Annotated in this window: 8 protein-coding genes; 5 read left to right on the forward strand and 3 right to left on the reverse strand. The window is 71.3% G+C overall.

All coding sequences use genetic code 11. The features are described from left to right. Positions 1-20 precede the first annotated feature (20 nt). The 3 genes from QM619_RS02730 to QM619_RS02740 all read right to left on the reverse strand — a co-directional run bounded on the left by QM619_RS02730 (position 21) and on the right by QM619_RS02740 (position 3,670). A complete protein-coding gene (locus QM619_RS02730) occupies positions 21-767 on the reverse strand; it encodes a DUF4157 domain-containing protein (RefSeq protein WP_415104063.1) in 747 nt (248 codons plus the stop codon). Between the two features lie 123 nt (positions 768-890). Further along, entirely contained in the window at positions 891-2,921 is a 2,031-nt protein-coding gene (locus tag QM619_RS02735; protein WP_415104065.1) for an ATP-binding protein, read from the reverse strand. After that, entirely contained in the window at positions 2,918-3,670 is a 753-nt protein-coding gene (locus QM619_RS02740) for a DUF4255 domain-containing protein (RefSeq protein ID WP_415104067.1), read from the reverse strand. The genes QM619_RS02735 and QM619_RS02740 overlap by 4 nt, the downstream gene beginning before the upstream one ends. A 107-nt stretch (positions 3,671-3,777) precedes the next feature. Between QM619_RS02740 and QM619_RS02745 the strand changes: the two genes are divergently transcribed. The 5 genes from QM619_RS02745 to QM619_RS02765 all read left to right on the forward strand — a co-directional run. After that, on the forward strand, positions 3,778-5,553 hold the full coding sequence (locus QM619_RS02745) for a sugar-binding protein (protein ID WP_415104069.1): 1,776 nt from the start codon (positions 3,778-3,780) through the stop codon (positions 5,551-5,553). 72 nt (positions 5,554-5,625) lie between these two features. Further along, positions 5,626-6,126 (forward strand): Hcp family type VI secretion system effector, encoded by a 501-nt coding sequence (locus QM619_RS02750; RefSeq protein WP_415104071.1) that lies wholly within the window; start codon positions 5,626-5,628, stop codon positions 6,124-6,126. A 55-nt stretch (positions 6,127-6,181) separates the two neighbouring features. Further along, a complete protein-coding gene (locus tag QM619_RS02755) occupies positions 6,182-8,218 on the forward strand; it encodes a CHAT domain-containing protein (RefSeq protein WP_415104073.1) in 2,037 nt (678 codons plus the stop codon). Then, the gene (locus QM619_RS02760) at positions 8,218-9,717 is read left to right on the forward strand and encodes an esterase/lipase family protein (protein WP_415104075.1); all 1,500 of its coding nucleotides are present in this window, start codon (positions 8,218-8,220) and stop codon (positions 9,715-9,717) included. Before QM619_RS02755 ends, QM619_RS02760 begins: the two co-directional genes overlap by 1 nt. Before the next feature lie 9 nt (positions 9,718-9,726). Continuing rightward, the coding region (locus QM619_RS02765; RefSeq protein WP_415104077.1) for a CHAT domain-containing protein at positions 9,727-11,008 on the forward strand (1,282 nt) is incomplete at its 3' end.

An 11,008-nucleotide genomic window follows, 5' to 3' on the forward strand; every position in this document is an offset into this window, starting at 1 on the left:
GGAGCATGCACGGGGACAACTCAGGCCGGGGCTTCTTCGTCGTCCTCGTCCTCGGCCCGCTGCACGAAGAGACCCTGGACCGGCTCCTCCTCTTCCTTCTCTTCCTCGCGCTGGACGAACGAGCCCTGGACCTCTTCTTCTTCCGCCTCCTCCCGTTGCACGGCGGGAGCGGACGCGCTGAGCGCCTGGACCGGCGCGGGGCCAGCCATCACCCGATCGGCGTTGGCGGACGCCTCGCGCTCGAACCGGTCGGACGGATCGCTCACCTTGATCCCACCCGGCGCGGACGTCCCGTCCACCGGCCCGCTGCGCTGCTGGATCACATGGGTCAGCTCGTGCGCCAGAGTGGTCTTGCCCTCGGTGGAGGACGGGTCGTAGGCGTTCCGCTGGAACACCACGTTCGAGCCGACGGTGTAGGCGTGGGCGTTGACCGCCTTCGCCGAATCGGCCGCGGCCGCGTCGTCGTGAATCCGGACGTCGGAGAAGTCGTGCCCGAGCCGGGCCTCCATGTCCTCGCGGACGTCGGGTTCCATCGGCCGCCCACCGGAGTTGACCACGTCGTGGACCGGCGAGCGTTCGTCCTCCATCAGCTGCACCACCGCACCGTTGCCGGCGGAGCGCTGCAGGCCGAAGATGGCGTCCGGGTCGAGGACGTCGGGGCGTCCGTGTCCGGCAGCTTTGCCGGCCATCGCCTCCGCATCGCCGTCGATCCGGGCCCCTTTGGGCCGCAGGGTCGCAATGCGCTCATCGGTGAGGTGATCGTGCATGGTGACGCCTCCCTTTGTGCGCCGTGGCCTGGCGCACTCTGGCTCAGCCTGTCACCGCACTATTGCCGGCGGAAGCCCTCCCGGCGCACATCCGGCTGCCCTTTCGGGCACCGCGATCGGCCCTTACAGGCCGGCGTAGAAGCGTCCGAACTCGCGCTCCAACACCAGCCGGCCGAGTTTGCGGTACTCCTGCTCGACGGCGACCACGACCAGCCGCATGGTGACCGGAGTGCCTTCTGCGGCCGCCAGGTAGGCGGCGGTGGTGGCCGCGGACCGGATGTTGCCGCCGGCCAGTTCGAACGCGTCGGCGAGGAAGTCCAGGTCGATGTCCTCGGCGAGCGGCAGCGGCGGGGCCAGACAGTGCTGCCACAAGGCGCGGCGCAACTCCGCGGTGGGCGTCGGGAAGTCGATGATGGCGTCCAGCCGGCGGGTGAACGCCTCATCGATGTTCGCCCGCAGGTTGGTGGCCAGCACCGCCAGCCCGTCGAAGGTCTCCAGCCGCTGCAGCAGATAGGCGCTCTCGATGTTGGCGTAGCGGTCGTGGGCGTCCTTGACATCGCTGCGCTTGCCGAAGATGGCGTCCGCCTCGTCGAAGAACAGCACAGCGTTCACCCCGCCGGCCTCGGCGAAGATCCGTTCCAGGTTCTTCTCGGTCTCGCCGACGTATTTGTCCACCACGGTGGCCAGGTTCACCGTGTACAGATCGAGGCCCAGGTCGCCGGCGATCACCTCGGCCGACAGCGTCTTGCCGGTGCCGGAATCGCCGGCGAAGAGTGCGGTCACCCCGCGTCCGCGACCTCCACCGCGACGCATCCGCCACTCGGCGAGCACGGTGTCCCGGTGCCGGGCGCGTGCGGTCAGATCGGCCAGCGCCCGACGCACGTGCGGCGCGACGACCAGGTCGTCCCAACCCACCTCGGGCTCGATCCGCCGGGCCAGCCGTTCCAGTCCGGCGGCGTTCTGGGCCCGGACGCCGCGGCGCAGATCGTCGGCGGTGATCACCCCGTCGCGCAGGGACGCCGCGATGCCGGCCGCCTCGATCGCCCGCCGCACCTGCGCCGGCCCCAGCGCGAGATGGCCGGCCAGCGCCGACGGGTCCAGCCCACCCGCGGCCTCACCCGCACCGGCCAGCTGCTCGGCCCACAACCCGAGCCGGTCGCCGACGGTGAACACCGGCGCCTCCGCGGTCAACGGGCTGGCGCTGGACCACTGCGGATCCCAACTGGCCGCCCCGGCCAACAGCACCGGGACGCCCGACTCGCTCAGCCAGCGGACGATGTCCGGGTGCGCCTGCGCCAGCTGCTCCACCGGCGCGGCCACCAAGCCGGCGTCGCGCAGCACCGCCTCCCGGACGGCGAGCCGGATCACCGCGTGCGACTCGGGAGCGGCGACCACCCGGGCCAGGTCGAGCACCACCGCACCGCGTCCCGCCTCGGCCAATGCGGCGGACGCCGTGGCGACCCCGCTGCCGATCAGCCGTTCCCGCAGATGCACCAACCGGACGCCGCGCGCCAACGCCCCCGCCAGCTGCCCCGACAGCGGCGAGGCATGCCCGTCGGCGTCGCCGAGGACGCCGACCAGTGCGGCGTCCGGGGTGTCGTCGCCGAGCAGGTGGGCGATCACCCGGTCCGGCACCCGCAGTGCCCGCCCGAGCAGCGGACGGTCGAGGTCCTCGACCACCGCCAGCCCGTGCCGGACCAGCGGCCGGCTCGGCTCGAGGCGTCCGCGGGCCTGCGCCGACAGCACCGACGCCCCGGCCAGCTGCAGGGCGAGCCCGACCGAAGCCCGCCGCCGGGTGACGTCGTCGTTCAGGTAGCCGTAGAGCCGTTCGAACCGCGGGTCGAGATCGGGCATCGCGGCGATCAGCAGCAGTTCCACATCGAGCGGGCTCAGAGCGGCGTTCCGGGCCAGCCGGAGCAACCGGACGTCTGGGCCGGCGTCCCGGTCGAGTGCGGCGATCTGGTCGGTGGCCACCGGCGCCGGCTGGTCGGGGGCGGCGTCCAGCAGGTGATCGACCACCTCGTCGCTGAGATAGAGGCCACGGAAGGCATCGTCCGGGTTGGGATCGGCGGCCCGCCGCTCGTCGATCAGCGTCCGGACCCGCCACTCCACCAGGGCCGCGCGTCCGAGCAGGTGCCCGAGCGAATCGCTCATCGCGTCCGCTTGATGGTCAGCCCGCGACGCCTCCGCATCGCCACCCGCGCCGAGTCGGCTCCGGTGCCGCCGCCGACCCGCTGGGAGGGCGTCCCGGCACGCCGCATCGACTCCGGAAGGTCGTCGTCGGAGCCGCCCTCGATCGACAGGGTCGCCTTCTCGGTGCCGGGGAAGCCGTTGCTGCCGCTCATCACGAACAGCGGCGGCACCTCCACCGGCGGCCCGAGCGGGAACTGCTGCCCGGTGTCGACCGGCGCGCTGACCACTACGTCGATGGACGGCTTCAGCTCGCCGCCCAGCGCCGACCAGACGTCGGCGAAGCCGCGGTCCTCGGGCGGCGGCAACCCCACGGTCAGCGGCACCGGCAACCCGATCTCGGCCAGCGGTCCGGTCAGCAGGTCGGCCGGCAGGGCATCGAAGCGCAGGAACGCGCCGAGCAGCGCGGACAGCAGCCGATGCTCGTCCTCGGGCCGCTGGGTCCAGGCGGTGACCAGGTAGGACAGTTTGAAGTGCCGCGGCGGCAGATGCCGGCCCACGATCCGGGTCTGGTCGGCGTTGTACTCGTTGAGGACGCCGCGCTCCCGGCGCCGCAGATCTTCCCGGATGTCGTACAGGTAGACGTCCACCGTGGGCGCGTTGCGGCGTCCGGCCCACTCCCGAGTCGGGGCGTCGAACACCACCTCGACATCGCGGATCCCGGTCTCGCGGTCGATCAGCGCGCGGAGCGCCGCGTCCACCTCGTGGATCATGCGCCCAGTCTCGCGGGCCAGGCCCCTGTTGCGGAGCCGGCCGCGGGGCACCGTATTGTGCCCCATCAGGCACCCAGAACGGCGTGATGGCGCATTAGGATCGGCCTGTGGCCGACCCCCTCATCAGCCTGGACGCCGAACTGACCTCTGTGCAGCCCGGCGGTCAGACGCGGGTCGCGGTCTCCATCACCAACACCGGCAGCGTCGTGGACGGCTACCAGCTTCAGGTGCTCGGCCCGTCGGCGGCCTGGGCCCGGGTCGAGCCGGCCGAGGTCTCGGTGTACCCGAAACAGCAGGCCAGCGTCACGGTCGCCTTCCAGCCGCCCGCCGGTGCCGGTGTCGCCGGCGGACGCCACGGCTACGGCGTGATCGCCCGCTCGACCCTCGACCCGCAGTACAGCGCGGTCGCCGAGGGCGTCGTCGAGGTCGCCGAGGTGTCGAACGTCCAGTCCAGCATCACCCCAGCCACCTCGTCCGGCTACTGGCAGGGACGCCACCAGGTCACCTTCGCCAACGCCGGCAACTCGGCCCTGCAGCTCCGGGTGGACGCCGTCGACCCCGACGAGACCCTCGGCTTCCGGATCCGCCCGGCGAGCGTGACGCTGCCGCCCGGCGGCCAGTCCGTCGTCGAGGTGCGGGCCATCGCCAAGAAGCCGTTCCTATGGCGGACGCCGGCCCGGCGTCCGTTCCGGGTGTACGGCGTCCGGGCCGACGGCCAGCCGGCCGCGAGCGTCGACGCCGCCTTCAACCACCGGCCGTCCGGCTGGATGGGGGTGACGAGCGCCGTCGTGGTGCTGCTCTCGGTGCTCACCCTGCTGGCGCCGCAGATCCTGCCGCAGTTCGTGACGACCTCGGCCGCGGCAGCGCCCTCGCTGGCGGCCCGCGGCGCCCCGCCGAAGCCCGTCATCACGGTGCGGACCACCACCGACCCGGCCAGCGCGCGGGTGGACTGGAAGCCGCTGGAGTCCGCGGACAAGTACCGGTTGCAGCAGGTGGAGCCCGACGGCACCGTGTCGACCGACCCTCTGGAATACACCGGCGACCGGAACTCGGCGACCGTCTCGGGCCTCGCCCCGACGAATCCGGATCGCACGGTCTGCTTCAAGCTGATGGTGACCAGGGCCGGGAAGGATTCCGCCTGGTCAGATCCGGTGTGCGTCAAGCTGCCGCCGCCGCCGGCGTCGCAGACACCGACCCCCACCCCGACTCTGGTGGACCCGAACCAGCCGACGCTGACCGCGATCAGAGGCAGCCAGCTGCTCGACGGCACCACCAACACCTGGCCGTGGACCACGGAGTCGAACGCGCGGTTCCTGGCCACCGCCAAGACGACCAGCAACGTCACCGCCAAGACCTACCTGAGTTGGGACGACACCGCGCTCTACGTGATGGCGAAGGTCACCGATTCGCGGCTCACCCAGCCCGGTGCCGACCCGGCCACCATCTGGCGCGGCGACGCGATCACCGTCGAACTCGGCCTGATCCGGCCGACATCGCTCACCGATCCGCTGCGGGCGTCCGATCGCTACTACATGTTCGCCTACCGGACGCCTCCCGCCGGGCCCCCGTACATCGCGGAGTCGCTGGTGGGGGTGCAAGGCCCCAACACCCGCTACACCTCGTTCGACAAGAGCCTCGAGGTCGGCGACACCCGTGCGGTCGTCGCGAAGGACCCCGATGGCGGCGGTTACCTGCTGACGGCCCGGATTGTGTGGCCGTTCGCGCAGGTGCCCCCGCGCGACGGGCTGGAGTTGGCCGCGAACATCAACATCAGCGACCGGACGCAGGACGGCGAGACCGCCATGATCTCGACCAATCCGCAGCGGGTCGGCACACAGCGTTACCCGGCGTACTGGCAGCGGCTGACGCTGAAGGAGCAATAGGCAATTCAGCCCCCTTTCGTGCCGGGCCGCCAGGCGCTACCTTCTAGCCCCCAGCTAGGTAGGAGGCCTTCGATGCCCAGTTACCTGACGATCCCGGACATCCCCGGGGATTCGGTGGCGGCCCGCCGACAAGGCGCCATCGAGATCGACAGCTGGAGCTTCGGCTGCAGCCAGGCCAGCGGCGCGTTCGGCACCGGTGCCCGAACGAATCGTCCCGATTTCACCGACCTCACCCTCAGCTGTCCGGCCGGCAGCGCCTCGCCGCGGCTGTTCGAGGCCTGCGCGACCGGCCGGGCGATTCCCGAGGCGGTCCTCACACAGGAACGAGGCCAGGGCGAATCGGGTGCGGCCGTCGAGGTGCGGCTCACCGACGTCCGGGTCGGCAGCTACACCGTCGCCGGCACCGCGGACGCCGTCCTCGACGAGTTCCGGCTGAGCTTCGCGTCCATCGCCTTCACCGTGCGCGTGCCGCGTCCGGACGGCCGGGACGGCGAGCCGGTCACCACCATCCAGCCGTCCGTCGGCTCCCCGGTGCCCACCCCGGCCAGCGGAGGCGTCTGGCGTCCGCGCTGATCGCGTATCACCACGCGGCTGCGCCGCCTCTATCCGCCCGAGAGAGGAGTCGTCGATGGACCCGGTCGTTGTACTCGATGCCACCATGACGCTGGCCGCCGCACGCGCGGCCCTCGACCTGGTCGGCCCCACCGAGATGGTTGTGGTGCGCCGCCGCGACCCGCGCGCCACCGGCGCCATTCTCTGGTACCCGCTGGAGGAATGGGATCGCGAGCGGGTGATGGCACCCGGCCTCGATCCGGAGATGCCGTTGGGCGAATCGCTCGATTTGCACGAACACGGTGCCAGCGAGGTCCGGCAGCTCACCGACCCCGAGGTGGCCGGCGGACAGTGGTCCGGTCTGGTGGTGGACGGCGGCCGCGCCGTCGGCTGGATGGTGAGCAACCCGCAGGCCGGCCCCACCCGCGGCGTCGATTTCGACGTCGAGTCGCACGTGTCTCGGATGGCTCCGCCCGCCGCGCCGCCACCGGCCGCCGCCCCCCTCACGCCCGCGCCCCTCGCCGCTCCCACGGTCGAGGCCTACCCGCGCGTGGACGTGCCCGAGGCGGTGGCCCCGAAGACCGCCTTCCCGGTCGTCGTCGGGCTAGCGAAAGAGGCGCAGCTCGGCGTCCAGGGCGCGATCATGAACCTCCCCCGCGACCCGGCCACCAGCCACTTGACGGTGCAGATCAAGGCGGAGAGCTTCACCGTCGACCAGGTCCGCCAGGATCTTCCGTTCGATCCGGACGACGTCACGGCCAATCTCGTCACCTTCCACCTCACCGCACCCGACGTCAGCAGGCCGTGGCAGGGCCGGATCGAGGTCGAATACAGCTTCAACGGCCTGCTGGTCGGCACCGCCTGGCGCGAACTGCTGGTCACCCCCGATGCCCCCGCCGAGGCGCCGACCTCGACGTCCGGCGGCGAGGTCGCGGTGAACCTCGACCAGAGCGTCCCGATCGACCTGACCGTGTCGATCAGCCGCGGCGAGGACGACAGCACCTTCCTGTGGTCGTTCGTCAGCCACCATCCGGTCGAGTTGCCCAACGAGCAGGTGATCACCCGGATCGAGGGGAAGACCGCCGAGAGCTTCGCGCTGCACACCATCCGCGAGATGGCGCAGGTCGACGGCAGCGAGACCGCCGAGTTGAAGCTCGACGGCATCGCCACCCAGATCGCCGACAACATGGGGCCGCCGTTCTGGCCGCTGCTGGCCGAGGTCTGGCGGATCGCCAAGGACGCCGGCCGGCTGCCCACCGTGCTGTTGGTGTCCCAGGAGTCGCTGGTGCCCTGGGAGCTCGCCGCCACCGACGACGAATACATCGTCGACCGCAGCCTCGTCGACCCGACCGCGCCACAACTGCTCGGCGCTCAGGTGATCGTCGGACGCTGGCGTCCGGCCGGCCCGGAGACGCCGTCCAAGGTGCGCCGACCGTCCGCCACCCCGGTGGAGTCGATGACGGTCAAGGGGCTGGCCGTGGTGGTCGGCGAGTTCGGGCCTAGTTCGGGAATGAAGTCGCTGAAGGAGGCGAAGGAAGAGGGCGTGGCACTGACCGACACCTACAAGCCGTCGGTATGGGTCAAGGCCATCGACTCCGAGGTCGCCATGCTGCTGAAGGGCACGCTCACCGACCGCGGCGAGCCGGTGGACGCCCAGGTGCTGCACGTCGCCTCGCACGGCGAGGTCGACCCCGATTCGCCGGTCAACAGCGGCGTCGTGCTGTCCAACTCCTCGATCCGGATCGACGAGTCGATCGTGATCGGCTCGAACTTCACCAAGGCCGCCAAGCCGCTGGTGTTCCTGAACTGCTGCCAGCTGGCCACCCAGTCCGGCGGCGCACTGATCGAAGGCGGACTCGCCGCAGCCTTCCTGCGGGCCGGTGCCAGCGCCTTCATCGCGCCGTTGTGGAACGTCAACGACACCATCGCCAAGGACACCGCGCTCGCCTTCTACGACGAGACGATGGTCAAGGGCCGTCCGGTCGGCGACGTGATGCGCGAGCTCCGGGCCCGCTTCACCACCGCCTTCCCCAAGCACGACCAGACCACGCCGCTCGCCTACGCCTACTACGGGCATCCCGGACTGATCCTCTCCCGGCAGGAGACCACCTGATGGCCACGCTCGACGGCAGTTCCCGGCAGGTCAATCTCGGCCGTGGCATCGCGATGCGGACGCCCGGCCTGCGTGGCCGGGCCGAGGCCCACGACGTGACCGCCGGCGGCGACACCCGTGCCCCCGAAGTGGACGGCTCCGGCGCCGCTTTCGACGCCGCGTTCACGCAGGAAGGCTTCCTGCGGCTGCGGGTGATCACGCTGGATGTCGCACCGCTGCCGCAGGCGCCGTCCGGCGATCTGCGGGCCCCGGTCTCGGACGTGCCCGGGATGGAGGTCACGGTCCCCGACCTGGGTGACGACGTTGCCCAGGTGCTGCTGGCCGTCGACGAGAACGGCGTTGTCAGCTGGAACTTCCCGGTCGATTCCGGGGACGCCTTGGCGCCCACCACGCGGGGTTCCGGCGACGTCGTCCGGTTCATCGTGCCGGCATTCGCGACCCCGGACGACTCCCCGGACGCCGCCGCGACCCGCGGTGTCTTCGGCCTGATCGGACGCAAGGTGCTCGAGCTGGTCGCGTTGCCGCTGGCCGAACTGGTGGTGCCACCGTTGGCCGGCGCCGCCGCCCGGCTGTGGGAGTCGAAGTCCCGGATCGCACGGGCCCGCAGCTTCACCCCGGCGAACTACACCAGCGCCGATGTGCCGAGCCTGGCCGACGCCGACTGGCGGCGGCTGGCGTCCGGCCCGAGCCTGTGGTTCGTGCACGGCACCTTCGTCAACACCCACACCGCCTTCCAGGCGTTCCCGCCCGATCTGCTGGCGGCATTGAGCGACCACTACGGCGGACGGGTCGCGGCGATCGACCACCACACCCTCGGCGTCGATCCGATCGGCAACGCCGACCTGGTCCGCGAGCTGGTCCCGGACGGCGTCCAGATTCAGGCCGACATCGTCTGCCACAGCCGCGGCGGACTGGTCAGCCGGGCGCTGGCCGGGCAGGGCGGCGACCCGGTGTTCGACGTCCGGAAGATCGTGCACGTGGCGAGCGCCAACCACGGCACCGCCTTGGCCACGCCGAGCAATCTGGTGCCGTTCATCGACCGGGTGACCACCATGGTCAACCTGATGCCCGACGGTGCGGCGGCGGTGGTGGAGGCCACCCTGACCTCGGTGCTGGTGGTGGTGAAGATCATCGCCAAATACGGCCTGACCGGCATTCCGGGGCTGGCCGCGATGGATTCCGACGGCGATTTCCTGTCCGGTTTCAACGCCACCGAGCTGCCCGCCGACCAGTTCGCCATCGCCGCCGACTTCACGCCGTCCGGCGGCTGGCGGGCGATGGCGCTGAAGAACGTCCAGAACGTTGTCGTCGACCGGGTATTCGGCAGCGCCGCCAACGACCTGGTGGTGCCGACTGCCGGGGTCTATGAAGGCGACGACGCCATGCGGGTCCGCGACGACCGCCGCCTCGTCCTGCCGAAGGCGCGCGGGGTCTACCACGGCAGCTTCTTCGGCCAACGTGACGTGGCCACCCAGGTCGCGAGCTGGCTGACCGGATAGGAGACCCCTGTGGCGGCGCTGGACTACCTGGATTTCGACCTCGACGTCGAGGCGACCGCGACTGTCGACACCTACCGGGTCTCCGTCGTTGCCTCGCCCACCGGTGAGGCGTCCGGCACCATGACCTTTCCGTTCAACCCGGACGCGTTGGAGAACGTGATCCTCAAGCTGGGCCGCACCCGGTCCGGCGTCCGGGCGATCGGATCGCCCACCCAGCAGCTCGCCAAACAGTTCGGCAGCACCCTCTACGACGCCCTGTTCGCCGGCGAGGTGGGCATCTGCTTCCGGCGCAGCCTGGATGCCGCAGCCGCCGATGGCAAGGGGTTACGCATCCGGTTGCGGCTCGGGGACGCCCCGCAGCTGGCCGACGTCCCCTGGGAGTACCTGTATCCGTCCGGGTTGAAGCAGTTCCTGGTGCTCTCCACCAAGACGCCGGTGGTGCGCTACCTGGAGCAGCCCCGGCGGGTGGAGCCGCTGCTGGTCACGCCGCCGCTGCAGGTGCTGGTGGTGGTCGCCTCGCCGACGAACCTGGCCACCCTGGACGTCGGCGCCGAGGTGCAGCGGATCCGGACGGCGCTGGCGTCGATCGAGGCGTCCGGTCAAGTGGGCGTCACCGTGGTGGCGAACGCGACGCTGGCCGAGTTGCGCCAGACGCTGCGCCGCGGCGACTTTCACGTGCTGCACTTCATCGGGCACGGTGGCTTCAACGACACCACGGCCGAGGGCATGCTCGCCTTCGAGGACGACCATCACCTGGCGCACCTGGTGTCGGGTTCCGACCTGGCCACCATGATCCACGACCACGACACGCTGCGGCTGGTCGTGCTGAACGCCTGCGAGGGCGCCCGGCAGTCGCCCGCGGACCCGTTCGGCGGGGTGGCGCAGAGCCTGGTCGCCCAAGGCATTCCGGCGGTGGTGGCGATGCAGTTCGAGATCACAGACGCGGCCGCGACCACCTTCGGAGCGGAGTTCTACGCCGCCATCGCGGACGGTTACCCGATCGACGCCGCGCTGGCCGAGGCACGAGTGGCGGTGTTCAGCGACGACAACGACGTCGAATGGGGCACCCCGGTGCTCTATCTGCGGGCCAGCGACGGCCACATCTTCGACGTCGCCGGACGCGGCCAGCCGGTCGCTTCGCAGCCAATCCCTCCGCAGCCGGCCGCACCTCCGACGGCGGTCCCGGCCGGCGGCGGCACCCGGATCGTTCCGGTGATCGCGCCGCCCTGGCCGTCCGGACCCTCGGCGGCCGCGCCCCCGGCAGCCCCGCCGGCGGTGGCAGCACCGGCGG

This window comes from Micropruina sp. (assembly GCF_047606665.1).
In the GTDB taxonomy this organism is placed as follows: Bacteria; Actinomycetota; Actinomycetes; order Propionibacteriales; family Propionibacteriaceae; genus Micropruina.

What these genes read in the sequence shown, in the direction of transcription:
- QM619_RS02730 (WP_415104063.1), bottom strand. Translation starts at nt 767, where the DNA reads ATGCACGATCACCTCACCGATGAGCGCATTGCGACCCTGCGGCCCAAA.
- QM619_RS02735 (WP_415104065.1), bottom strand. Translation starts at nt 2,921, where the DNA reads ATGAGCGATTCGCTCGGGCACCTGCTCGGACGCGCGGCCCTGGTGGAG.
- QM619_RS02740 (WP_415104067.1), bottom strand. Translation starts at nt 3,670, where the DNA reads ATGATCCACGAGGTGGACGCGGCGCTCCGCGCGCTGATCGACCGCGAG.
- QM619_RS02750 (WP_415104071.1), top strand. Translation starts at nt 5,626, where the DNA reads ATGCCCAGTTACCTGACGATCCCGGACATCCCCGGGGATTCGGTGGCG.
- QM619_RS02755 (WP_415104073.1), top strand. Translation starts at nt 6,182, where the DNA reads ATGGACCCGGTCGTTGTACTCGATGCCACCATGACGCTGGCCGCCGCA.
- QM619_RS02760 (WP_415104075.1), top strand. Translation starts at nt 8,218, where the DNA reads ATGGCCACGCTCGACGGCAGTTCCCGGCAGGTCAATCTCGGCCGTGGC.